Source organism: Sphingomonas sp. (assembly GCF_041661825.1).
Lineage (GTDB): Bacteria > Pseudomonadota > Alphaproteobacteria > Sphingomonadales > Sphingomonadaceae > Sphingomonas.
In genome coordinates, this window is record NZ_JBAZTU010000001.1 from 22,126 (window position 1) to 47,147 (window position 25,022).

Below are 25,022 nucleotides of genomic sequence, written 5' to 3' on the forward strand. Positions count from 1 at the left end.
GGAGGGATCGTCAGTCCACCGGGCGAGGCCGCCGGCTCCACCCGGGCGCGGGCGCCTTGTGCAGCCGCGCCTCGGGGATCAGCCTTCGGATCTTCTTCGCAAAGCTCCGCAGACACACCTCGCTGGCTCCGATCGGCCCGCACGTATAACTTTGCGACGCCATGCCCTGCTGCACGCGCGTGATCAGCCAGGTGTCCTCGGCATTGACCGTGCGGTTGATCCGCCAGTTGGCGTAGCGCACCAGCTTCATTTCACGCCGGTCGTCGGGCAGCGCGAACGCCATCTCGCGCAGCACCGACACGGTCGGCGACAGCGGCAGCCACTGCATGAAATCGACCTGGTCGGGATAGATGTCGAAGGCCATGTTCGGCCAGAGCTTGTAATAGAGCCACAGCTTCTGCTGCGCCTCGGGCAGATGCTCCGCGCGCGGCAGATGGGCCTGGTAGAGCCGCTCCCACCGGTCGTTCGAGGGCTTGTCGGCGAGATAGCCCGACATCTTGTCGACCCAGGGCTGCGCCTCGATCGCATAGCTCTTGCCGAACAGCCGCGTCAGCCCCGCATGAGCGACCGGGATGTGCAGATTGTCGGAATAATTGTCCCCGACATTCTTCCAGTTCACCGCCCGCTCGCGCAGCCTGACCGGGCTGAGCGTGCGCATCTCCTCGAACCGGTAGGGCGCGATCTCCGCCGCATAGGGCGTCATCATCTCCGCGACCGACGGACCGCCATTGTCCTCGAGCCGGACGAACACGAAGCCGTTCCAGATCTCGACATCCACGGTTGCGAGGCCGTTTTTCGTCATGTCGAGCGCAGGATAGTTGCTCTTCATCGGAACGCCGGTCAGCCGCCCGTCGAGCTCATAGGCCCAGGCGTGGTACGGGCAGACCAGCTTCTTCGCGCAGCCCGCCGGCCCTTCGACCAGCCGCATCGCGCGGTGGCGGCAGACATTGGCGAAGGCGCGCACCGCACCGTCCTCGCCGCGCACCGCGATCACGCTTTCGCCGATATAATCGAGCGTATGATAGTCCCCCGGCTTCGGGATATCGCTGACATGGCAGACGATCTGCCAGGACGGCCGGATCACCCGCGCCACCTCGACGTCGAAATATTCGGGATCGGTATAGAGCCAGCCCGGCAGGCTGAAGTCGGCGTCGGGATCGTGGCCCTCGGCCCCCCTTCCTTCGCCAGTGTCCGCGTAGCGATGCGCCATGCCGGCCTCCGTTGCTTGTTGGACGATCGTATAACAAGAGTTGCCGCAAGACAAGCCGTCACCCCGGACTTGTTCCGGGGTCCATCGTTCCGCATACCCAAGGGCCGGTGCGTTCGCGGAACGATGGATGCCGGAACAAGTCCGGCATGACGAAGGAGAGGACGTGCACAAACCCGCCTTCACTCGCGCCGAACCCGATGCGCGCCGCCTCAGCCTGATCGAGGCGACTGCGCGTGTGCTCGCCAGCCATGGCGCGGCGGGCGTGTCGGTCCGCACCATCTCGGCCGAGGCAGGCGTGTCGCCCGGCTTGCTCGGCCATTATTTCGACGGCATCGACGCGCTGATCGCGGCTACCTATGCCCATATCGACGCGCAGGTCTCCACCGCGTTCGAGGCCGCCATGGCCGCCGCCGGACCAGAGCCCCGCGCCCGCCTGCTCGCCCATGTCACTGCCAGTTTCGCGAAGCCAATCGCCGATCCGGGCCTGCTCGCGACCTGGATCGCCTTCTGGAGCCTGGTGAAGAGCAATGCGGACATCGCGCGCCTCCATCGCGACCTCTACGCGGCGTATCGCCGCGACCTCGAAACCCTGCTTGCCGCCTGCGGGATGGCGGAGAACGACCGCCGTCTCGCGGCGATCGGGATCAGTGCGATCGTCGATGGCCTGTGGCTCGAACTCTGCCTCGCGCCCGATGCGTTCACGCCGGCCGAAGCCAGCGCCATCGCCGAGCGCCATATCGATGCGCTGCTTGAAACCCGATCATGAGAAAGACGCGAGCGATGGCCTCCCGCCGCTGCAATCGCGTCGATAGCCCAGGCGGCGCAGCGGTTGAATCAAGGCCTCCCGCGCTGCGCGCCTGTTGGAAATGTCAGTAGGGTCACTGACATTCTGGCTTTTCGCCCGGCAAGCCTATCTCTATATTTTCATGTATTTTCAGATACTTAATGTGAATGCCGGTCACATGACGGCTGACAAAATGTCAGTCGTCATGTGACATCTCCTCGAATGAGTGGAGGCTTTCCGAACGTATCGAGATGCCTCAAGCGACCCGGATCGACAGTTCGACATCGTCCGTGAACGACATCGACCAATAGCCGTTCGCGGCCGAGCCGACGCGTTCGAGATAGTCGGGGCAATAATCGGTGTTGTCGGCGATGATCACTGCGCCCGGCCGCAACCGGCTTTCGACGAGCGTCAGTACGTCCAGATACAGCGACTTGGCGCCGTCGAGCAGGAGCAGGTCGACCGTCTCGGGCAGGTCGGACGCCAGCGTCGTCAGCGCGTCGCCTTCGCGGAACTCGACCAGGTCGGACAGGCCGCCCGCGGCGAGATTTTCCCTGGCCCTGGCCAGTTTTGACGGTTCGAATTCGCAGGTGATGAGCCGCCCACCCCCATTTTCCCGCAACGCGGCCGCGAGGTGCAGGGTCGAGAGGCCGAACGAGGTGCCGAACTCGACAATGGATCGTGCGTTGCCCGCCCGCGCCAGCAGATACAGGAGCTTGCCGGTCTCGCGCGAGACGGGGAGCGCGAACTCCTTCAACTGGTCGTAAAGGTCGCGATAAGCGGTCTTGCTCGACATGAGCCCGCGGCGCTCCTCGCGCGACAGGGAAGCGAAGGCGGGGCTCGCCAGCGGAGAGGCAGCCTCGGCCTCCGCGAACAGCTGGTCGAGCAGCGGCGCCACAGGCGCGCTGGTCAGGATAGTCATCGATTTTCTCCGGTTTCGAGCAGGTGTTTGCTCGCCGGTAGAAATACGACTAGTTCGTCAGCTTTCCTATTCGCATTGGCCGCGCCGCAGATGACAACCCGACGAAGCGCCCGCGTTTCCTTGCTCAAACAGCCCAAACAGGCCCGCTCGAACGACCTCGTCGCGGCGGTTCTCGATGCCGCTGTTCAGGTTTTGAGGGCCGAGGGCGCGCAGCGATTCACCACCGCCCGAGTCGCCGAGCGCGCCGGGGTGAGCGTCGGCTCGCTCTACCAATATTTTCCCAACAAGGCCGCGATCCTGTTCCGGCTCCAAAGCGACGAGTGGCGGGCCACCAGCGACCTGATGCGCGCCATTCTGGAGGACCGCACAAAGCCGCCACTCGAACGGGTGCGCACCCTGGTGCACATGTTCATCCGCTCGGAATGCGAAGAAGCGGAAATTCGTGGCGCGCTGAACGACGCAGCGCCCCTTTATCGCGACGCTCCCGAGGCGATCGACGTCCATGCTTCGAGCGCACAGGCCTTCCAGTCATTCCTGCATGAGTTGCTTCCTGACGCCACCGAGCGCGGACGATCGCTGGCAGGCAACCTGATCGAGACGACGCTAAGCCAAGTGGGCAGCAGCTTTTCGGCCACGCCGCGCACGCCCGATGAGATCGAGGCCTATGCGGGCGCGCTTGCGGACATGTTGTGTGCGTATCTGGAACGGTTGATTACCGGGAGCCTCTCGGTAATCCCTTAACCGTACAGGCACCCTGGACTTCAGCGCGGTGGGATTTCTACCGGCGAGCCACCACCAATAACGGCGCGATTCATCAGGCCGCCATCGACCAGCAATGCTTCTCCATTGACGTAGCTGGCAGCCTCGCTCGCCAGAAAACAGATTGCCTGTGCGACTTCGTCAGCCTGGCCGAAACGCTGTGCGGGAATCTGCTCCTCCCACACGCGGCGATACGCCTTTGTCATGCCGCCCGTCATTGGCGTTTCCACCATGCCCGGCTGAACGGCGTTGCAACGGATCGACAGCGCCTGAGCAGCGCAGGCGGCGGCGACGCTGCGGGTCAACTGCAGCACGGCCGCTTTGGAGGCGCCATAGGCGCCCAGTGTCGCGCTCGGCGCCACAGCTGCAGTCGACGAGACGTTGACGATCGCGCCACCGCGCCCGGCCATCGCGCGCATCGCCATCTGGCAGCCAAGCAGACTGCCCTCCACATTGACCGCGAACACACCGCGCCAGTCGTCCAGCGCGACCTCGGCGATGCCGGCGGGGTTGACGGTGCGGCTGATCCCGGCGGCATTGACCAGAATATCCAGTCCGCCGACACAGTTTTCGACATCGCGCCAGTTTCGCGGTTCGCGCACGTCGAGCGCAATTGACCGGCTTGCCTCGATCCCGCGTCGCGCGGCATCGCCGGCATCCGCATCGAGATCGGCGAACCAGACAAAGGCGCCACGCCCGGCGAGCAGGCGGGCCGTGGCCGCGCCGATGCCCGAAGCGGCACCGGTGACCAGCGCGACCTTGCCCGCGAAATCGCCCGCAACGTCAGGCAATCGCCGCCTCGTGCGCGGCAACGCGACGCGGGTCGGGCAGCGTCAGGAGGATCACGGCACCCGTGAGGGTGCCGATGGTCGAGACGACAAGCGCCAGCGGATAGCCGCCATGTTGCGCCAGCCAGGCGATCAAGAGCGGGCTCGCCCCGGCGGCCGTGATCAGGCAACCATAGGCCAGCCCGTATAGCCGGCCGAAGCTGGCAAGGCCGAAATAGCGCGAGACGAAATAGGCGAGGATATCGAGTTCGGCGCCGATCGTGAGGCCGATCGCCAGTGCCGCGACGCTCATCAGCGCGAGATTCGATTGCAGCAGCAGCGCGCAGCCAAGGGCCGAGATCGTGAAGGCCACAGCGGCCACGCGCTGAGCAGGAAAGCGGTCGAGCGCCCAGCCCGAACCGAGCCGGCCGCACAGCACGGCAACGCCGATCAGCGACTGGACGCGTGCCGCCGCTCCGGCGGTGACGCCACGCTCTGTCAGCAGGCTGATCAGGTGCAACAGATAGCCGCCGCCGAACAACGCCGGCGCAAGGAAACCAGCAAGCATGATCCAGAAAAGCGGGCGCCGCAGCGTCGAGCTGCTGCCTGCGGTTTTCGGCGCGATCTGGGCCGGTGCGACGGGTTGCACATGGCGATCACTGCGCACCAGCAACAAACCGCCACCGCCGAACAACAGCACCAGCACGGCGATCACGCCGTAACCCGCGCGCCAACCGCCCTGTTCGATTACCCAGGTTGCCCAGATCGGCCCGCTGATCGCCATCAGGCCGAGACCGCTGATCATGCAGCCAAGCGCCAGGCCGCGACCGGCATCGAAGCGCGCCGTGACGATCCGCGCGAAACCAGGCGGGGTGGTACCGACACCGAGCAGAGCAAGCAGCACGATCAGCGCCGCATAGAGCGGGAAACCGGCAGGCGCGAGGGCGAGAAGGGCAAAGGCAGTCGCCTCGCCGATCACGGCAAATGCGATGATCCTGATCGCGCCGTACCGGTCCATCAAGGTGCCCGCGATCGGCGCGCAGATCGCGACAACCGCGGAGAGCAGGAATGTCGCCAGCGAGAGCTGTTCCCTCGAGTAGCCGACATCGCGGCCGAGCGCCGGTACGAACGCGCCGCTGGTATAGGCCTGCAGCCCGATCGTACCGATCGACGCGGCGATGGTGCAGCCGAGCAGCGCCCGCCAATGCGCGCGAAACTCGCCCGCCGCCGATGCCTCGATGCCCCTCACGCCCCTGCCACCGTCAAATCGGCCCCCGTCAAAACTTGAACTCTGCCGAAGCACCGACCGTACGCGGCTTGTTGAGCCCGACCTGCGGATAGCTGAACGTCACCGCAGCCGTGTTGATGATCCGCGAATTGGTCAGGTTGGTACCATAGATCGAGAATTTCCAGCGGTCGCCGACCGGGTGGATCGAAAGCCGTGCGCCGAGTTCATCGCCCGGGCCGTCCTGCCATGGCTGCGCATTCTGGTCGGTGAAGAAGAAGTAGATCCGGCCGCGCCAGCGATAGTTCATCTCGCCGGTCAGCATAAGCGAGTCGGACAGCGGCACATCCTGCTCGGCGCCAGCGAAAAACTGCCATTTCGGGGTGCGCGGCAAGACGTTGCCCGATGCGTCGACGGGGCGGTCCAGGGTATCGCGCGCGGTCGGGAAGCTCGTGAACTTGGCATCGGTATAGGCCACATTGCCGGTCAGGCGGGTACGATCGGTCGGCCGCGCGGTCAGTTCCAGCTCGACGCCTTTGATCAACGCCTCGGCCGCATTGGTGATGATCGCGCCGCCGGTCGGCACGCCAGCGCGCAGCTGGAGGTTGGCATAGTCGTTGCGGTACGCCGCAAGCGAGAAGCTCAATCGCCGGTCGAACAAGTCGCCCTTGGCGCCGGCCTCCCATGATTTGTTGGTTTCCGGCGCATAGGGAACCTGCACGGCGAACGGGTTGTAGCCGCCGGCGCGGAATCCCTTGCCGTAACCGATGAAGAACATCAGGTCGGCGTTCGGCTTGTAGACCAGCTTGCCGCGATAGGACCAATCGGTCCATTTCGCCTCGGGGGGCGAATAGGGCGTCGTCGTCGACACATTGGTGTCGAGATTGGTCGCAATGATCTTCGAATCGAGCTTCTTGCGATCCTCGGTATAGCGAACGCCGCCGATGACCGAGAACTGGTCGGTGATGCGGAAGGTCGCGTCGGCGAAGCCGGCATAGGAACGCGTGCGCTGTGTGCCGGTGTAGCGGGTGACGCCGTTGGTCGGCAGCGAGAATTTCAGATTGTAGATATCATCGGTGTATCGCTGGTTTTCCTGAAAATAATAGGCGCCGAGGATCCAGGAGAAGCGCTGGCTCCCCGACGATTGCAGCCGCACCTCCTGGCTGAACTGGTTGCTGTGGTCGTCATTGTGGTTGTAGCCCATCTTGACGACGTCGAGCCCGTCGGAGTCGTTAGTGCCGCGCACCCATGCCTTGCGATAGCCGGTGACCGAGATCAGGTCGATACCACCCAGATCATAGCTGAATTTGGCGGACACGCCCCCGGTGCTGACCTCCGTGTTGGTGCCGGGATTGAGCGAGATGATATTGCGGTTGAAGATCGCGTCGCGCGTCGCCGCGGGCAGCGGCGTATTGGGCGTCGCCGTGCCCGCCGGCACCAGGGCGCCATTGCCCGCTGCAAAGGTCGTCGCGGCATAGCGGAAGATCGCGGGCTGGTTCCTGGTCCAGGAATAGTCGGCAACGATGCGTGCCGAGAAGGGGCCGGAATCGTTGGTCAGCACACCGCGAGTCTGGAAGCTTTCCGAACCGCCGATATGGCTCCTGGTATAGGGGCTATAGGCCCAGCCCTTTTCGGTGACATAGCCTCCGGACAAGCGCGCGCCGAAACCGCCGCCGAGCGGCCCCGAGATTGCCGCTTGGGCGCGGAACTCGTCGGGCGACGCGATGCTGGCCTGCGCCCTACCGGAAAACTCCTGCGTCGGATCGGCGCTTCGGATCAGGATGGCGCCGGCGGTGGCGTTGCGCCCTTGCAGCGTGCCCTGCGGGCCGCGCACGATCTCGATCCCGCCCAAGTCCAGCAGGTCGGACATGCCGATCGTCACGCCGCGAGCGAGATAGATGTCGTCCATATAGATCGCGACCGGCTCGTCGCCGGTGTTGAGCGCCAGGCCAGTCGCGCCGCGCAGCGTGATATAGGTGCGTCCGCCGCCGGAATTGCCCGCGAAATAGACGCCCGGCACGACGCCCTGCAATTCGGCGAAGTTGCGGGCATTGGTGCTCTGCAGAATCTGCGGCGACACCACGCTGATCGCAATCGGCACGTCCTGCAGCCGCTCCGCGCGCTTTTGCGCCGTGACGATGATATCGGCACCTTCGCCATTGTCTGCTGCGGGCGATGGCGCGGTCGGCGCCTGCTGAGCCTGTGCCTGTCCCGCCGCGAGCGCCAATGCGCCGGCGCAGACGGAGCTGCGCAGGACAAGCGAAGCGAATTTGCAATAGCCGTATCGAGCCATAGTCCCCTCCATTCCGGTTCTTTTCGTTGGGCGTCCTTTGGCGGCAGCGTGGAAGGGGTGAAATTGAAACTTGGGCGCAAAGCAATTCCGCCAGGTTATCGCTGATTGCGAAATGCCGCACTGGCTCTCATTATTAACTGTCGGTGCAACGGTACCGGAAATAAGGGGAGCAGGTGCGATGGACCTCAGGCTGATGCGCTATTTCGTGGCCTGCGTCGAAAACAAGACGATGCACGCCGCTGCCGAAGCCGTGCACGTCTCGCAGCCCGCGCTGAGCAAGGCGATCAACAATCTCGAGGCGCAGCTGGGGGTGAAACTGCTCGATCGGCGCCCACGCGGTGTGGTGCCGACGCCGTTCGGCGACACGTTGTTCCGCTATGCCAAGATGATCGACAGCGAGGTGCGTCGCGCGGTCGCCGAGATCGACGCGATGCGCGGCATGACGCGTGGCATGATTGTGATCGGCGTCATTCCGACGATGAGCGGAGTGATGGCGCAGGTCGCACGCGAGGTCATGGAGACGCTGCCGGGTCTGAAACTCAAACTGCGCATCGCCTTCTCCGCCGAGTTGACCGCCGCGTTGTTCGACGGCGAACTCGATTTCGCGCTGCTGCTGCTGCCCGACGAGACGTCGCCAATGGGCCTGACCTTCGAGCCACTTGTCAGAACAGGTCCCCGCGTCGCCGTGCGCGCCGGGCATCCCCTCACCGCGCGCCTGGCGCTCACCCTGTCGGACCTGGCGCGGTATCCCTGGCTCATACCCGATTACCCGCCGTCGCACCGCGCCATCATCAACCGGGCCTTTCTCGATGCGGGCATGCCGCCGCCGACCGGCGCGGTCGAGGTCAGCACCGTGATCTTCTTCGATGCCGTCGTTCGCGCGACCGACCTCGTCACGGTCGTGCCCTCGACATTGTTCAGCGCACGGGAGACCGGCCTGGTCCCGCTCGACGTCGACTTCCCTTTTCCCCGTGAACATGTCGGCCTCGCCTTCCGGGAGGGCAGCACCCTGCTACCCGGCGCGCGCGCGACGATGGCGATCATCCGGCAGGAGTGCCTCAAGCTGCCTGGGCAGTTGAGCGACGCCTAACGATAATCCACGGTTATCGAAAATGGCCTTAATGGTCTTTGTCCCTCAAGTCAGCGACCGGTAGCGAGCCCGACAAGGCCGGCCACAGGGGCAAGCCATTGATGAGGGGGTGAACCAGGGCGATGGGCCGTGACGCGACGCGATACGACCTGATTGTCGCCGGGCTTGGCCCCGTCGGCGCGGTGGCTGCGAACCTCGCCGGTGTGGCAGGGTTGCGCACGCTGGTCATCGAGAAGAGCGACGTGCCCTATGACAAGCCGCGCGCGATCGTATTCGACGCCGAGATCATGCGCGTCTTTGCCTCGATCGGCCTTGCTGACGACATCGCTGCGGTGACCAAGCCTCTTGGCGGCTCAGTCTATCTCGGTGCGGATCGCGCACCGATCCGCACCTTCCGTGCCCACCCGCGCGCGCATGAAAAGGCATGGTTTCCGAGCAACCTGTTCTATCAACCGCAACTCGAGGCGATCCTGCGCGCCGGGCTGGGGCGTTTCCCGCATGTCACGGTAGTGACCGGGGTTGCGGTCGAAGGGGTGTCGCAGGATGATCGCGGGGTCATCCTGACGATAGCCGACCGCAATGGGTCATGGGGCGCCGAGGCCGATCATCTGTTCGCCTGCGACGGCGCCAGCAGCGGCGTGCGCAAGGCGCTGGGTATCGCGCTCGACGATATTGGGTTCGAGGAACGCTGGCTCGTCGTCGACACCGACGTGACCGGCCCGATGCGCTGGCCATCCGATCACGTCGTTCCCGACGAGGTCCGCGATGGGCGCTTTTCGCTGATGGTGTGCGACCCCGACCGGCCGGCGACGCTGATCCCCGGGCGCGGCATGCATCGCCGCTGGGAATATATGCTGCTGCCCGATGAGCACGATGAAGAGGTGGTGACCGACGCGTGGCTCAAGCCGCAGCTCGCGAAATGGGTCGATCCCGGCGATGTCGCGATCATCCGCACCGCGGTCTATCGTTTTCGCGCGCTCGTGGCGGAACGCTGGCGGGATGGCCGCGTCTTTCTCCTCGGGGATGCTGCGCACCAGACGCCGCCCTTTTTCGGCCAGGGCATGTGCCACGGGATTCGCGATGCCGCGCAACTGATCTGGAAGCTGATGCTGGTGCGCGCCGGCGTGGCCGACGGCGGGATGCTCGACAGTTATCAGGCCGAGCGCGAACCCCATGTCCGAACGATCATCGCCGCGTCGGTCGCGGCCGGCGCCGAAGTCTGCAAGCTCGACCGAGCCGAAGCGCTCGCGCGCGACGCCCGCTTTCGCGCCGTGGAGCGCGAACGCACCCGCAGCGTTGCGATGACCGATGTCGTCCCGCAGATCTGCGACGGGATCATTGATCCGTCGAACGGCGGCGAGCGTCTGCCGGAATTCGTGCTGAAGAGCGGCGCAGGCGACCAGCATATCGATGCGCTGCTTGCCGGTCGCTTTTCGCTGATCGCGCGCAACGCGGTGGCACCACGAACCGGTGTCTGGGCGACGCTCGGCGGACAGGTGATCCATCTTGCGCCCGGCGCATGCGACGATGCCGATGGACGGCTTTCCGCCTGGTTCGATGAGCGCGGCGCGCGATGGGCGATCGTTCGGCCCGACAGGTATCTCTATGCCTTGGGAAGCGGCGATGCCGCGCTCAATGCCGCGCTCGCCCTGCTCGCCCGGCAATTGCACCCCGGAGCCCCGCAGCACCCCGGATCCACCACAATGGAGGCCAGCCCGTCATGACCCGCATCAACTATTCGCTCAATCATGTCGGCATCCATGTCATCGACATCGACGTGATGACCGATTTCTACACCTCGTTCTTCGGCTTCGTCGTGACCGACGAGCGTACGGACGTGAACCCGATCCGGTTCATGACCATGTCGCCCGATGAACATCATCAACTGCTGCTCGCCTGGGGTCGTGCGCCGGACAGCCCGTCGACCGTTGCGCAGATCTCGTTCCTGCTCGACGACTTCACGCAGCTCCGTCAGGTCTATGAGAAAGCCACGACCGATCCGCGCGTCCCGAAGGTATGGACGCTCGATCACGGCAATAGCTGGACAGTCTATTTCAAGGATCCCGAGGACAATACGATCGAGACCTATGTCCATACGCCGTGGCACGTCAGCCAGCCTTACGGCACCCCGATCGACTTCGCGCTGAGCGACGCAGAAATCTACGCCAATACAGAGCGCGCAGCGCTGGCCAATCCGACCTACAAGACCGCTGAGGCGTTTCGCGCCGAACTGGTCGAGCGGCTGGCGCAATGAAACTGGCGAGCTTCGAGATCGACGGCCGGCGCTCGATCGGCGTGGTACTGGGCGACGCCATCGCCGATATCGCTGCCGACGGAGCATTGCCCGCGACGATGGAAGCCTTTCTGGCGCTCGGCCCGGCCGGAATCGACGCCGCCCGCGCCGCCGCGGCGAACGCACCGCACCACGAACTGGGCGCGGTGCATCTACTGGCACCGGTGACCCGCCCGCAGAAATATCTTGCCATCGCCGCCAATTATCAGAGCCATATCGACGAGGTGCTGGCGGCCAACCCGTCCTATGTGCCGCCCGTTCACCAGCGATGGTTCACCAAATTGCCGACCGCGACCAACGGACCGTACGACCCGATCCCGATGCCACCCGAATCGTCCGAGCTGGACTACGAGGCGGAGCTCGCGATCGTCATCGGCACGCGCTGTCGCCGGGTCAGCGTCGCCGACGCGCCGTCGGTCGTCGCCGGCTATACCGTGTGCAACGATGTCAGCGTGCGCGACTGGCAGAAGCGCAGCCCGACGATCATGCTCGGCAAGGCATGGGACGGGCACGGACCGCTCGGGCCATGGATCGTCACCCCCGACGAGATCGGCGATCCGCACGCCTTGCGGATCACCTGCTCGGTCAATGGTGAGGTGCGCCAGAATGGGTCGACCAGCGAAATGATCCATGATTGCTGGGCGCAGATCGCCTATCTCTCCACCGTGTTCACGCTCGAACCCGGCGACGTGATCGCGACCGGCACGCCGTTCGGCACCGGCGGATCGGCCAAGCCGCCGCGTTATCTTGCGATCGGTGACGTGGTGCGCTGCGAAGTCGAGAAAATCGGCGCGATCGAGGGCATCGTCGTGGCGGAGGCAGTGTGAGCGGCGATCTCATCCGATACGCGATCAAGCAGGAGATTCTCGACCTGCTCTACGCCCGTGCGCGCGGCGCCGACCGTTTCGACCCGGCGCTGATGCGTGTCTGCCATCCGGTCGACGGCACCGACAATCACGGGACCTATCAGGGACTGATGCACGGCTTCATCGACGCATTGGAGAAATCGATGGCGAGCGGCCCGGTATGCCTGGCCAAGGAGCATATCATCGCCAACGCGCTGTTCGAGTTCGGCGCCGATGGCGATGTGTTTGTCGAAAGCTATCACGTCGCGCACGAAACCTTCGTGGACGGCGACGGCACGGTCTTCTTCCATATCGGCGGGCGCTATCTCGATACCTTCCGTCAGGTCGGCGGCCGCTGGCTGATCCAGCATCGCGATATCGTCTATGACTGGTCGCGCGTCAGCCCCGGCCCGCTCGCCTTTCCGGGCCCCGCCCAGCCGGCCGATCTACGTGGCATGCGCACCCCCGATGATCCGCTTTATCGCCACATCCAACGCGGCGCGCTGCCCGCGCGACCCGACCCGACAGGAGACATCATGACCGACCCCGTCCAGCGCCTGCTCGACAAGCAGGAGATCGCCGAAATCCTCTATCGCCGCGCCCGGGCCGGGGATCGCTCCGACGCGGAACTGGCCCACACCTGCTATCATGAGGGCGCGACCGAGCGGCACGGCATGTTCGACGGCGCCGCGTCGGAATTCATCGATGTGGTATCCTTCACCAAGCCTAGGCCCGGTTCGCCGATCAAGGGCATGATGCATGTCGTCACCAACATCCTTTGCGACTTCGCGGACGACACCCACGCTTTCGCCGAAAGCTATCATGTCGCCTGGTGCCAGATGACCGATGGCACCGACGCGACGATCGGCGGCCGCTACCTCGACAGGTTCGAGAAACGCGATGGCCGCTGGGGCATCGTCCACCGCGACGTGATCTTCGACTGGAGCCGGGTCGAGCCCGAAACCGAGAAATTCTGGGAGAAGCATCCGGCCAAGCCGTTCCTGTTCGGCAGGCGCGGCGCGGACGATCCGCTCTACGAATATACCGTGCGGGGGAAGTGACGATGGGCCGCCGTTTCGTCGACATCTCCGTGCCGCTCGAAACCGGCGTGGCGAGCGATCCGCCCGTGTCGCTGCCGAAGATCGACTATATCGATCACAAGGCCTCGGTCGCTGACCTCGCCCGGTTTTTCCCCGGACTCAAGCCCGAGGACCTGCCCGATGGCGAGGCGTGGGCGAACGAGAAGGTCGAGATCATCACCCACAACGGCACGCATCTCGACGCACCCTATCACTTCGCCTCGACCATGAATGGCGGCGAGCGCGCGATCACTATCGATGAGGTGCCGCTGGATTGGTGCTTCGGGCGCGGCGTCAAACTCGACTTTCGGCATTTCGACGACGGCTATGTCGCCACTGCGGCCGATGTCGAAGCCGAACTGACGCGGATCGGCCATGATCTCGCCCCGTTCGACATCGTTGTCGTCAACACCCGCGCCGGCGTGCGTTACGGCCATGACGACTATCTCGCCGCCGGCTGCGGCATGGGCCGCGAGGCAACGCTCTATCTCACCTCGCGGGGTGTGCGGGTGACCGGCACTGACGCGTGGAGCTGGGACGCGCCGTTCAGCTTCACCGCGAAGCGCTATGCCGAAACCGGCGACGCATCGATCATCTGGGAAGGACACAAGGCCGGTCGCGAGATCGGTTATTGCCATATCGAGAAGCTGCACAATCTCGAAGGCCTGCCGCCGAACGGCTTCCTGGTCAGCTGCTTCCCGGTCAAGATCCGCGCTGCGTCGGCCGGCTGGACCCGTGCCGTTGCGATCTTCGAGGACGACGCATGAAACTCGCCACACTGGACACCGGCGGCGACGGCACATTGCTGATCGTCTCGCGCGACCTCACCCGCGCCGCGCGGGCCGAGGGCGCGCCGACCCTTCAAGCAGCGCTGGACGACTGGGAAACGATCGAGCCGGTGCTCCGGCATCAGGCCGATGCGGTCGAGGCCAGCACGACGGACACAATGGCGGTCGACCCGATGGCACTCGCCGCGGTGCTGCCACGCAGTTACCAGTTTCTCGACGCATCGGCGTTCCTCGCCCACAACCATATTCTTGCGCGTGCCTGGGGTTTCGAGCCACGCGGCGGCGCCGAGCCGCCGCTGATGTATCAGGGCCTGTCCGATCGCTTCTACGCGCCGCACGCACCGGTACCGTTTCGCGGTTTCGACGATGATGTGGATTTCGAGGCCGAGTTCGGCGTGATTACCGACGCGGTTCCGCTTGGCGTGACACCATGCGAGGCGCTCCGACATGCCCGGCTGATCCTTATGCTTAACGACTGGAGCCTGCGCGCATTCGGACCGAAAGAAATGCAGGGCGGCTTCGGCTTTCTCCACGCCAAGCCGCCGACCACCCTGTCGGCCTTTGCAGCTACTCCGGACGAACTGGGGGATGCGTGGAGCGACGGCCGTGTGAAACTGCCGCTTCTGATCGAACGTAATAGTCAGCGCTTCGGTGAACCTGACGGCAGCGCCATGCATTTCGGCTTTGGCGACCTCATCGCTCACGCGGCAGCGACCCGGGACCTTTGTGCCGGGACGGTGATCGGGTCGGGTACGGTGTCGAACTATAATGCCGCTGACGTCGGGTCCGGCTGCATTGCCGAGCGTCGGGCGCTGGATACGCTGGCCAACCGCGAATTGACGCCATATCTCGCGGAAGGCGAGCGAATAGGCGTCGAACTACGCGACGCTCAAGGCCGGGCAATCATTGGAAAAATCGATCAGCGGATCGTATGTCGGACCTAGCTCTTGCCTGCCGCGGAGATGCAAGGCGGGTCACCCCTATTTCGACAAATCCGTGAATAGCGACAGATAATAGCTGATCCCCGGCGCGATGTTCGACACCTGGGCGCGTTCGTTCAGGCCGTGGCTGAAATCGTCCGAATCCTTGCTGAAGGTCGGGCTCGCGCCATAGCTCGCCACGCCGCGCGAGCGGAACCACATGCTGTCGCTCGCGCCCGAGGCCATGCTCGGGAACACCGGCACGCCGGGGTAGACCGCCTTCATCGCCTTGTTCACCGCCGCGATGAAATCGGGCCGCATCGGCGACGCGTCGTTGGGGATCGAGCCCTCGGTCACGTCCTTGAAGGTCACCGCCGGCTCAGCCGCGACCTTTTTCAGCTCGGCCATGATGTCCACCGGCTTGTGGCCCGGGAAGATGCGGCAATTGATGTTGGCGGTCGCGCGCTGTGGCAACGCGTTGATCGCATGGCCGCCATTGACCATGGTCGAGACGCAGGTCGTGCCGATCTTGCCGATCGTCGCCGGGTTGGCGGTCAGCGTCGCGATCGCCGCCTTGTCGGTCGGGTCCGCGGCAAAGGCGCGCATCGCCGCCGCCGTTTCCGCATTCTCATATTTCGCTGCCTCGGTGAAATAGGCGCGAGTCAGGTCGCTGACCTCGGGCGTGAACTGATAGTCGCCGATCCGCACCAGCGCCGCCGACAGCTGGTTGATCGCATTGGCCTTGCGCGGGGCGGAGCTGTGGCCGCCGGGATTGGTCACGGTCAGCTCGAAATCGGCATAGGTCTTCTCGGCGCCCTGCCAGGTCCACAGCACGGGCTTGCCCGACTCCTCGTCGAGCAACCCGCCGCCGCCATCGATGTTGAGCACGATCTCGGCATTGGAGAGCTTGTCGGCGATGATCCCGGAGGTCTTCATCGTCGTTTCCTCGTCGCCCGAGAATTCGATGACGATGTCGCGCTTCGGTTTGTAACCCGACCGCTTCAGCTCGATCAGCGCGGCGATCGCCATGGTGCCGTCAAGCTTCATGTCGCTGGCGCCGCGTCCGAACAGATAGCCATTCTCGACGACGGCGGTGAACGGATCGCGCTGCCAATCGGAGGGCTTGGCTTCGACCACATCCATATGGCCGGAAATCACCAGCGGCTTCGCCTTGGGGTCCGATCCGCGCCAGCGCCCGATCAGATAGGCCGTGTCGTCGACCGGCGTGATCTCGACATCGGCGTCAGCGAACCCGCCCTCGACCAACGCCGCCTTGTAGAGCGCCGCGACCTTGCCGGTCTCGTTGCCCGGCCCGCGGACGGAACGCAGCGCGATCGCCTTCTTCGCCAGATCGAGCGCCTGCGCCTCGGCCTGGGGATGCGCCACGGTCTTCGCCGACGCGCCGGTTCCCAGAATGCAGGCAGTCCCAAATGCCAATACCGCTGCCGCCCGCATCTTTTTCATCGCCCGACTCCAATTGCTTGAAACACGTGCGTAACGGTACGCCCCGGGTCGTCAAGCGGGTGGCGTAGCGCTATGATCGCGATTGATCGATTGTGAGGTGACCCGTGAAAATTGCCGCCCTGTTCGCGCTGACCGTGGCGCTCGCCGCGTCCCCCGCCTTCGCCCAGGACGCGGCACCGGCCTGCCCTGCCCTGCCGGCCGAACTTGCCGGCTGGACCTCGGGCACGCCGCTCGCCGCGGCGGCGACGCCGACCGGTCTGGCCAGGGCACTGGTGAAGATCGGCAACCGCACCGACCTGGCCCTCGCGCCGACAGCGGACGTCAGCTTCGCGACGACGCCGAACAAGGCGCCGGCACCCGACACCCATAGCGGCATGGCCATCTTCACGATCGGGACCGGTGGCACCTATCGTGTAGCGCTTGGCACCAGCGCGTGGATCAACGTGGTACACGACGGGAAATTCCTCAGCTCCACCGCCCACACCCACAAGCTGGGGTGCGCCGGTGTCCGGAAGCTGATCGATTTCGCGCTGACCCCGGGCAATTACGTGCTGCAGATCGAGGGCGGCCGGGATGCGGTCGCCGGCCTGCTCATCGCCAGATTGCCCTGAACCGCGAACATGGCATTGGTAACCAAAGCTCGCTAAGCGCTTGCCCATGGCGAAGGCACATCCTTTCCACTCGATCCACAGCCATGAGCTGATCCGCGTCGGTGCCTGCACCCCGCGCGCGACGGTGGGCGATCCCGCCGCCAATGCCGAGGAGACGATCGCGCTGGCGAAGCAGGGCCACAAACGCGGCGCCGACCTGCTCGTTTTCCCCGAGCTCAACATCAGCTCCTATGCGATCGACGACCTGCATTTACAGGATGCGCTCCAGCGCGCGACGTTGGATGCGCTCGCATCGGTGGTCGCGGCCAGCGCGAAGCTCCGCCCGGTGCTGCTGGTCGGCGCGGCGCTCCCGCGTAACGGCCGGCTCTACAATACAGCCGTCGTCATCGCGCGGGACCGGGTGCTGGGCGTGGTCCCCAAGACCTTCCTGCCCAATTACCGCGAATATTACGAGAAGCGCTGGTTTGCGAGCGGCGCCGGCCAGAGCGGCGAGATCGAGGTGGCGGGCCAGACCGCGCCGTTCGGCCCCGACCTGATCTTCGCCGCGAGCGACCTGCCCCACTTCATCTTCCATGCCGAGATCTGCGAGGATTTCTGGTCCCCCACCCCACCCTCGACCATGGGCGCGCTCGCCGGGGCGCTGGTCTGCTGCAATCTCTCCGCCTCCAACATCGTCGTCGGCAAGGCCCGCGAGCGGGCGCTGCTCAGCGCCTCGCAAAGCGCGCGGGCGGTCTGCGCCTATGTCTTCTCGGCCGCCGGGCCCGGCGAAAGCACCACGGACCTGTCCTGGGACGGCCAGGGCATGGTCCACGAGCTGGGCGAGTTGCTCGCGGAATCGGAGCGCTTCCCGCAAAAGCCCGACATGCTCGTCGCCGACGTGGATTGCGGCCGTATCCGCCAGGAGCGGATGCGCACCGGCACATTCAACGATTCAGCGGCTTTCGCGGGGCACCCGGAAACGCGCTTCCGCCGCGTTGCCTTCGAGCACAAGCCCGACTTCGCCGATATCGGGCTGCAGCGCGATATCCGCCGCTTCCCGTTCGTGCCCAACACGCCGGAAAAGCTCGACGCCGATTGCTACGAAGCGTTCAACATCCAGGTCGAGGCGCTGCTCAAGCGCTTCGAGGCGGCGAAGGCCGAGCGCCTCGTGATTGGCGTGTCGGGCGGGCTCGATTCAACGCATGCGCTGATCGTCGCGGCCAAGGCGATGGACCGGCTCGGCCTGCCCCGGAAACGCATCCTCGCCTTCACCATGCCCGGCTTCGCCACCAGCGAGCATACCAAGGGCAATGCCTGGGCATTGATGCGGGCGCTCGGCGTCGATGGCGACGAGATCGATATCCGCCCCGCCGCCCGGCAGATGCTCGCCGATATGGGCCATCCCTTTGCGGGCGGCGAGCCGGTCTATGACGTGACCTTCGAGAACGTCCAGGCGGGCCTGCGCACGGATTATCTCTTCCGCCTCGCCAATCAGCGGGGCGGGCTCGTGGTCGGCACCGGCGACCTGTCGGAGCTGGCGCTGGGCTGGTGCACGTACGGCGTCGGCGACCAGATGAGCCATTACGCGGTCAATGCGGGCGTGCCCAAGACGCTGATCCAGTTCCTGATCCGCTGGTGCATCCGGACCGACCAATATGACCGCGAGACCGATGCGATCCTCGAGGCGATCCTGTCGACCGAGATCTCGCCCGAGCTGGTGCCGGCGGGCGCCGACGGCGCGATGCAGAGCACCGAGGCGCGGATCGGGCCGTACGCGCTCAATGACTTCTTCCTGCATTATGTCGTGCGGCACGGCATGGCGCCGTCGAAGATCGCCTTTCTCGCGGTCAACGCCTGGCGCGATGCTGCGGCGGGCCGCTGGCCCCGCGATTTTCCGCCGGCGTCGCGTCAGGAATATGATCTGGCGACGATCCGCGGGTGGCTGGAGAAATTCCTCGTCCGCTTCTTCGTGACGAGCCAGTTCAAGCGTTCGGCGATTCCCAACGGGCCGAAAGTCTCGGCGGGCGGGGCGCTTTCGCCACGGGGTGACTGGCGCGCGCCGTCGGATGGCACGGCCAAGCCGTGGCTCGACGAGCTGGCGAAGAATTTGCCCTAAGAGCTTTACCTGACCTACCTGGCCTTTCCCGGCGAAGGCCGGGGTCCAGTTGGAAAGGCTGCGGTAACGGAGTTCAACGATCACCACGATCGCCCCCAACCTGGGCCCGGCCTTCGCCGGGGAAGCAGATTAGGCAGGTCGAAGCTGACGTCAGCAGCCGCTCCGCAGAGCCGCCAGTCGAAACTTACTTCCGCTTTTTCCGCGCGGCGTAGCGCGCGTCGCGCGCCGCCTTCTTCTCTGCTTCGGTGAGCTCGGCGCGGACCGACTTCTGCGCTTCCTCGGCCTTGGCGGCTTCGGCCTTGGCGATCTTGTCGAGCTTGGCCTGCTCCATCGCGGCCTTCTTGTCGGCGCGCTTCTGCGCTTCGGCAGCTTCCTTGGCCGCACGTGCCGCGGCGCGTTCCGCGGCTATGGCCGGGTCGACCGGCGGTTTCGCCTTGAGTTTTTCGAGAGCTGCTTGCTTGGCCTGCGCGGAAAGCGCGGCGCGGTCCTTGAAGGAGGGTTCTTTGTACGATGCCATCGGCGCCCCTTAGAGCCTTTTTGCGCGATAGGAAATGGGGCGCGGCAGCAAGAAGAGCGGCCGCACAATTCCAAGGCAGCCAAGGAATTTGCATGTGCCACGCCATTATATCGCGCCGTGACAAGGGCTACCGTTATGAACTAAATTAAGGTTACTAAAGTGGGTGCGCACGAATCCGGGCGGGACGGGTCGAGGCGCTGACGGGGGAAAATCGATGGCAAAGGTCGCACTTGAGTTCGACGAGGAGGCGGTTGCCGTCGATCTGGACGCGTTCGACCAGCGATCCGACCCGGCCGCCAACAACATCGCACCGATATTCTCGGATCTCGATCGCGACCTGTTCTCGGCGGCGGCACCAGGACGGCCGACCCATGGCGATCTGGCCGACGAGCGCGCCATGGTGTCGGTATCGAGCCTGTTTGACGAGCCCGTCGACACGCAACCTGCCCTGTTCGAACCCGAACTGTCCTTCCCCGAATTTCGTGCCCAGCTGCGCGATGGCGGCGGGCTCCAGCCGCAGGATTTCACCACAACCTACGACGCGACGGAGCAGGTCGATCTCGATCTCAAGGGCACCATCCTGCTCGACGATCCGGGGTCGGGCCTGAACCCGATCAGCGTCGTCATCTCGGTCGACTATGGCACCCTGACGATCACCGCCGGCTCCAGCGGGGCCGACGTCGCGGACAGCGGCACGGGCAGCGTGACGATCACCGGCACGCTGGCGCAGATCCAGGCACTGCTCGACGACGACGCCACCAGCACGATCACCTACCTCGCCGATACCGATACGCCGCCGGCCAGCGCGGAGATCAGCACCTCGATCGACGATGGCGGCGGCGTGCCGATCGTCGACACCGCGACGATCACGATCGCGGCAGTCAACGACGCCCCAGTGCTCGATCTGGATTTTTTCGAGCCCGGCAATGACGCGGTGGCCAGCTATACCGAGGGCGACGCCCCTCTCCTGCTCGCGCCCTTTGCGCTGCTCGCCGACGACAATGACAGCTTCGACGGCGCGACGCTCACCATCGCGTTCGACAGCAACGGGTCGGCGGACGATCAGCTGACGGTCAACAGCATCGGCACCGGCCTCGGCGAAATCGCCGTGGTCGGGACGACGATCAGCTATGAGGGCGTCGACGTCGCCACCATCAGCGGGGGCGAGGACGGCGCGGCGCTGGTCATCACCTTCAACGCCGATGCCTGCCACTGCGCGGTCCAGACGGTGATGGCGAACATCGCCTATGCCAATGATTCGGACACACCCTCAACCGATCAGCGCACCCTGAGCTTCACCCTGGTCGATGGCGGCGGCACTGATCTTGGCGGGTTCGACACGGGCAGCGCGCTGGTCGTGCTCGACGTCGCGGCGACCAACGACGCACCGACCGCTACAGCACCGCTCACCGACTATGCCGCAACCGAGCAGGTCGCACTCGACCTCAAGAACACCGGCCTTTCCGTCACCGATACCGATGCCGGCACCGGCGAGGTCACCGTGATCCTGGGCGTCAACTATGGCGTGCTGCACATCGAAGCGGGCGGCACCAGCGTCGTCATCGCCGACAATGACAGTTGGGAAGTGACGCTGACCGGCACGATCGACGAGATCAACGCCCTGCTGAACGGCGACGCCACCAGCGTCGTTACTTACACCGCGGACGACGATTTCCCGCCCTCCAGCACCACCCTGACGCTCGACATCTATGACGGCGGCAACAGCGGCGACGGGGGCGAGCAGAGCGGCGGCACCACCGCCAACATCGTCATCACCTCGGTCAACGACGCGCCGGAGCTCGATCTCGATTTCTTCGCGCCAGGCAACAATGCGGCCGCCACCTTCGTCGAGGGCGATCCGCCGGCCTATCTCGCCTTCTACGCGACCTTCGACGACGATAACGAGGATTGGGACGGCGCGACGATGACGATCGCGATCACCGGCGGCACCGCCGGCGATCAGCTGACCATCGAGGATTTCGGCGCCGGGCCCGGCGAGCTTGGTCTCGACGGGGCGAACGTCACCTATGAAGGCGACATCGTCGGCACCTGGAGCGGCGGCGTCAACGGCGCCCCGCTGGTCGTCACCTTCAACGCCGATGCCTGCGCCTGCGCGGTCGAGCTGGTCGCGGCCAGCATCCTCTATGAGAACACCGACAATCTCACCGCCGCCAGCTCGCGCACCGTCACCTTCACCTTCGTCGACGGTGCCGGCGGTGATGACACCACCAGCGCGACCGTCGCGCTCGATGTGCTTCCTTTTGCCGAGATCATCACCGGACCCGATGTGACCGGGGACGAGGACACGGCGATTGCCCTGACCGGCATCGTGGTCGACGGCGTCGCCGCCGACCCGGCGACGAGCATGGTGACGGTTACCTTCAGCACTGCGCACGGCACGCTCGACATCCGCACCGACGTGGCCGGCGGTATCGACGCAAGCGCCATCACCGGCGGCACCAACGGTTCGTACAGCATCACCATCACGGCCACCCAGGACCAGATCAACGCGACGCTCGCGGCGACGAACGGCCTCACCTATCTGGGCGAGCAGGATTATAACGGGACCGACCAGCTGGACATTTCGGCAGCAGCCGTCAGCTCGGGCGGGCCGATCGCCTTCACTGAATTCCCGCCCCTCGTGCTCGGCGTGCCGGCGACGGCAATCGCCTTCCCCGACCTTGACGGCGACGGCGCCGCCGACCTGATCTTCGGCCTCGACGGCGGCATTGTTGCGTTCAGCAACACGATCGCCGGAAGCTTCCCGATCCCGAGCGGGGCGCCAAGCGCCTTCGCCTTTGGCGACTTCGACGGCGACGGCGATCTCGATATCGGCTTCTCCAGCTATGATGCGGCCGGTGCCGGCTATGTCGGCTATGTCTCGTCGCTCACCGGCGATACCGAGACGATCGCGGCCGTCCCCTACGCGACGGATCTGCTGGCCGCGGACCTGAACGGCGACGGCCTGACCGATCTGATCGTCGCCGATGCCGATAACGGCCGAATCGGCGTAATCCTGCAGAGCGCGCCGGGCGTGTTCCAGCCGCCGGTCTATTCAGCGACGACCAGCCAGTTCACCGGCGCGATCGCCATCGGCGACGTCAATGGCGACGGGTTCGTCGACGTGCTCGCCGGCAATGCCGGCACCCTGCCGGGCCAGGTCTCGCCTGGATCGATCGACCTGCTGCTCGGCAATGGCGACGGCAGTTTCGATGCCGCGACTCAGGTGCTGAGCGGCGCGGCGCATGTGACGGATGTGGTGCTGGCCGATTTCAATGGCGACGGCGATCTCGACATTGCCTTCTCCTCGGTCGCCGACCTGTCCGACCCGAGCTCGATCAGCGGCGTGCAGGTCGCGCTGGGCAATGGCGACGGCACCTTCGCCGCCGCGGTCGGCTACACCACCACCGCGACTGGCGCGCCAGCGCAGATCGTCGCGGGCGACCTCAACGGGGACGGCTTCATCGACCTCGTCGTCACCAATGGCGACGATCCGGGCACGATCTCGATCCTCGCAGGCAATGGCGACGGCACCTTCCAGGCACCGATCGATCTGGACAGCGACGGCCAGCCCGTCGGCGTCGCGCTGGGCGATGCGGATGGCGACGGCGACCTGGATATCGTGGTCACCAACCTGCTCGACGGCACCATCACCACCTACAATAACGACAGCACTGGCGGCCCGGGCAGCATCTCCGCGGTTCTGGGCATCACCGTCGATCCGGTCGACGATGCCGCGGTGGCGATCGACGATAGCGGCTTCACAGTGCTGGAGAATGCGACCGTCGTCATCGACGTGCTGGCGAACGACACCGATGTCGACAATCCGGCGGCCGTGCTGGCGACGGTCAACGGCGTCACGCTGACCAATCCGGGCGACTTCACCACCCTGACGTCAGGCGCCCGCGTGTCGCTGAACGCCGACGGCACCCTGACCTATGATCCGCACGGCGCGTTCAACTCGCTGGTCGAGCTGGCCACGCACACCGCAACGGGTGCGCTCAACACCAGCGCGACCGACAGCTTCACCTATGAACTGACCGGCGACGATACCGCCACGGTATCGGTGACGGTGAACGGCGCAACATCGGCGGACGACCGCCTCGCCGGGGATACCGGCAACAACGTCCTGACTGGCCGGGCAGCATCCGATCTCTACATGCTGCAGCATGGCGGCACGGACAGCGCGTCGGGTGGCGGGGGCAATGACGGTTTCTATTTCGGCGCCGCGCTCGACGCGACCGACAGCGTCGATGGCGGCGCCGGCGGCGACGATCAGGTCGGGCTGCAGGGCGATTATACCGGCGCGAACGCGCTGACCTTCGGCGCGAACAATCTGGGCGGCATCGAGACGTTGGTGATCTTCTCAGGGAGCACGACCAGCTTCGGCGACACCAGCGGCAACTCGTACAGCTACGATCTGACGACGGTCGACGCGAATGTCGACGCGGGCAAGACGCTGACGATCAACGCCAATCTGCTGCAGGCGGGCGAGAGCCTGACCTTCAACGGGGCGGCGGAAACCAATGGCGCCTTCCTCATTTATGGCGGCCTTGGCGATGACGACCTGACCGGTGGCCAGGGCAGCGATGCGTTCTTCTTCGGCGATGACGGGCGCTTCACCGGCGCCGACCGGGTCGACGGCCAGGGCGGCCTCGACGACCAGCTGGGCTTGCGCGGAGACTATTCGGGCGGGGTCACCTTCCTTGCGACGACGATGACCAATATCGAGACGCTAGTGCTGATGTCGGCGACCGACGCGCGCTTTGCCCCACCGGGCACTTCGTTCGATTACAATGTCGCGCTCGACGACGCCAATGTCGGCGCGGGCCAGGTGCTGACCATCTCGGCCAACGCGCTGAAGGCGGGCGAGGACGTGACGTTCGATGGCTCGGACGAAAGCGACGGCTCGTTCCGTTTCATGATGGGCTCCGGCAACGATACGATGACCGGCGGCGCGAATGCCGACCAGTTCTGGGGCAGGCTCGGCCAGGATGTGATGACCGGCGGCGGCGGCAACGACAGCTTCAATTTCCGCGCCATCACTGAATCGACCACCGGCGCGATGGACCAGATCACTGACTTCAACGCCGGCGACCATATCGATCTCTCGGTGATCGACGCCAGCACCGCCGGCGCGGGTAACAACGTCTTTTCCTATATCGGCGCCGACGCGTTCAATCATGTCGCGGGCGAACTGCGCGTGTCGGGCGCAGGCAATAGCTGGACGGTCGAGGGCGATGTCGACGGAGACGGCATCGCCGATTTCGCCATCGCCGTCACCACGCTGGGTGGATACAGCTTCACGGGCGCCGATTTCGTCCTATAAGCAATGGATTGTTCAAGGTTTTAAAGGGGGA

At 65.2% G+C, this 25,022-nt stretch carries 19 protein-coding genes; 12 read left to right on the plus strand and 7 right to left on the minus strand.

Translation table 11 applies throughout. The annotated features are described in order from the left end of the window. Window positions 1–10: 10 nt before the first annotated feature. Window positions 11–1,210 (minus strand): aromatic ring-hydroxylating dioxygenase subunit alpha, encoded by a 1,200-nt coding sequence (locus WC729_RS00070; RefSeq protein WP_372848270.1) that lies wholly within the window; start codon window positions 1,208–1,210, stop codon window positions 11–13. 163 nt (window positions 1,211–1,373) lie between these two features. Here WC729_RS00070 and betI point away from each other — a divergent pair, with 163 nt between their 5' ends. Beyond that, on the plus strand, window positions 1,374–1,976 hold the full coding sequence (gene betI, locus WC729_RS00075; RefSeq protein WP_372848272.1) for a transcriptional regulator BetI: 603 nt from the start codon (window positions 1,374–1,376) through the stop codon (window positions 1,974–1,976). Between the two features lie 274 nt (window positions 1,977–2,250). Here betI and WC729_RS00080 read toward each other — a convergent pair whose 3' ends face one another. Continuing rightward, window positions 2,251–2,916 (minus strand): O-methyltransferase, encoded by a 666-nt coding sequence (locus WC729_RS00080; protein WP_372848274.1) that lies wholly within the window; start codon window positions 2,914–2,916, stop codon window positions 2,251–2,253. Window positions 2,917–2,991: 75 nt separating this feature from the next. Between WC729_RS00080 and WC729_RS00085 the strand changes: the two genes are divergently transcribed. Next, window positions 2,992–3,657 (plus strand): TetR family transcriptional regulator, encoded by a 666-nt coding sequence (locus WC729_RS00085; protein ID WP_372848276.1) that lies wholly within the window; start codon window positions 2,992–2,994, stop codon window positions 3,655–3,657. Between the two features lie 20 nt (window positions 3,658–3,677). Here WC729_RS00085 and WC729_RS00090 read toward each other — a convergent pair whose 3' ends face one another. From WC729_RS00090 to WC729_RS00100, 3 genes are read right to left on the minus strand one after another with little or no spacing between them, the layout of a single operon-like run. Further along, entirely contained in the window at window positions 3,678–4,466 is a 789-nt protein-coding gene (locus tag WC729_RS00090) for an SDR family NAD(P)-dependent oxidoreductase (RefSeq protein ID WP_372848278.1), read from the minus strand. Beyond that, window positions 4,459–5,691: an MFS transporter gene (locus tag WC729_RS00095; RefSeq protein ID WP_372848280.1), complete on the minus strand. Its 1,233-nt coding sequence runs from the start codon at window positions 5,689–5,691 to the stop codon at window positions 4,459–4,461. The genes WC729_RS00090 and WC729_RS00095 overlap by 8 nt, the downstream gene beginning before the upstream one ends. A gap of 28 nt (window positions 5,692–5,719) precedes the next feature. Beyond that, window positions 5,720–7,960 carry a TonB-dependent receptor gene (locus WC729_RS00100; protein WP_372848282.1) on the minus strand — a complete coding sequence of 747 codons (2,241 nt, stop codon included), beginning with the start codon at window positions 7,958–7,960 and terminating at the stop codon, window positions 5,720–5,722. 178 nt (window positions 7,961–8,138) lie between these two features. On the opposite strand from WC729_RS00100, the gene WC729_RS00105 reads away from it, so the two are divergent. The 7 genes from WC729_RS00105 (at window position 8,139) to WC729_RS00135 (ending at window position 14,999) form a co-directional block, all read left to right on the plus strand. Further along, window positions 8,139–9,050, plus strand: a complete 912-nt coding sequence (locus WC729_RS00105) for a LysR family transcriptional regulator (protein ID WP_372848284.1) — start codon at window positions 8,139–8,141, stop codon at window positions 9,048–9,050. Window positions 9,051–9,172: 122 nt separating this feature from the next. Beyond that, window positions 9,173–10,774, plus strand: a complete 1,602-nt coding sequence (locus tag WC729_RS00110; protein WP_372848286.1) for a bifunctional 3-(3-hydroxy-phenyl)propionate/3-hydroxycinnamic acid hydroxylase — start codon at window positions 9,173–9,175, stop codon at window positions 10,772–10,774. After that, window positions 10,771–11,304, plus strand: coding sequence for a VOC family protein (locus WC729_RS00115; protein WP_372848289.1), 534 nt, complete (start codon window positions 10,771–10,773; stop codon window positions 11,302–11,304). The genes WC729_RS00110 and WC729_RS00115 overlap by 4 nt, the downstream gene beginning before the upstream one ends. Beyond that, a complete protein-coding gene (locus WC729_RS00120; protein ID WP_372848291.1) occupies window positions 11,301–12,170 on the plus strand; it encodes a fumarylacetoacetate hydrolase family protein in 870 nt (289 codons plus the stop codon). Before WC729_RS00115 ends, WC729_RS00120 begins: the two co-directional genes overlap by 4 nt. Continuing rightward, a complete protein-coding gene (locus tag WC729_RS00125) occupies window positions 12,167–13,249 on the plus strand; it encodes a nuclear transport factor 2 family protein (protein WP_372848293.1) in 1,083 nt (360 codons plus the stop codon). Before WC729_RS00120 ends, WC729_RS00125 begins: the two co-directional genes overlap by 4 nt. 2 nt (window positions 13,250–13,251) lie before the next feature. Then, a complete protein-coding gene (locus tag WC729_RS00130; RefSeq protein WP_372848295.1) occupies window positions 13,252–14,034 on the plus strand; it encodes a cyclase family protein in 783 nt (260 codons plus the stop codon). Next, on the plus strand, window positions 14,031–14,999 hold the full coding sequence (locus WC729_RS00135) for a fumarylacetoacetate hydrolase family protein (RefSeq protein ID WP_372848297.1): 969 nt from the start codon (window positions 14,031–14,033) through the stop codon (window positions 14,997–14,999). The genes WC729_RS00130 and WC729_RS00135 overlap by 4 nt, the downstream gene beginning before the upstream one ends. 36 nt (window positions 15,000–15,035) lie before the next feature. Here WC729_RS00135 and WC729_RS00140 read toward each other — a convergent pair whose 3' ends face one another. After that, on the minus strand, window positions 15,036–16,439 hold the full coding sequence (locus tag WC729_RS00140) for a M20/M25/M40 family metallo-hydrolase (RefSeq protein WP_372848299.1): 1,404 nt from the start codon (window positions 16,437–16,439) through the stop codon (window positions 15,036–15,038). Between the two features lie 104 nt (window positions 16,440–16,543). Between WC729_RS00140 and WC729_RS00145 the strand changes: the two genes are divergently transcribed. Together WC729_RS00145 and WC729_RS00150 are read left to right on the plus strand one after the other, a co-directional pair. After that, a complete protein-coding gene (locus tag WC729_RS00145; RefSeq protein WP_372848301.1) occupies window positions 16,544–17,050 on the plus strand; it encodes a homogentisate 1,2-dioxygenase in 507 nt (168 codons plus the stop codon). A gap of 46 nt (window positions 17,051–17,096) precedes the next feature. Continuing rightward, on the plus strand, window positions 17,097–19,145 hold the full coding sequence (locus tag WC729_RS00150) for an NAD(+) synthase (protein WP_372848303.1): 2,049 nt from the start codon (window positions 17,097–17,099) through the stop codon (window positions 19,143–19,145). Between the two features lie 184 nt (window positions 19,146–19,329). Here the strand turns inward: WC729_RS00150 and WC729_RS00155 are convergent, their stop codons facing one another. Then, window positions 19,330–19,662: a DUF6481 family protein gene (locus WC729_RS00155; RefSeq protein WP_372848305.1), complete on the minus strand. Its 333-nt coding sequence runs from the start codon at window positions 19,660–19,662 to the stop codon at window positions 19,330–19,332. A gap of 214 nt (window positions 19,663–19,876) precedes the next feature. On the opposite strand from WC729_RS00155, the gene WC729_RS00160 reads away from it, so the two are divergent. After that, the gene (locus tag WC729_RS00160) at window positions 19,877–24,991 is read left to right on the plus strand and encodes a beta strand repeat-containing protein (protein ID WP_372848307.1); all 5,115 of its coding nucleotides are present in this window, start codon (window positions 19,877–19,879) and stop codon (window positions 24,989–24,991) included. The last annotated feature ends 31 nt before the right edge of the window (window positions 24,992–25,022 follow it).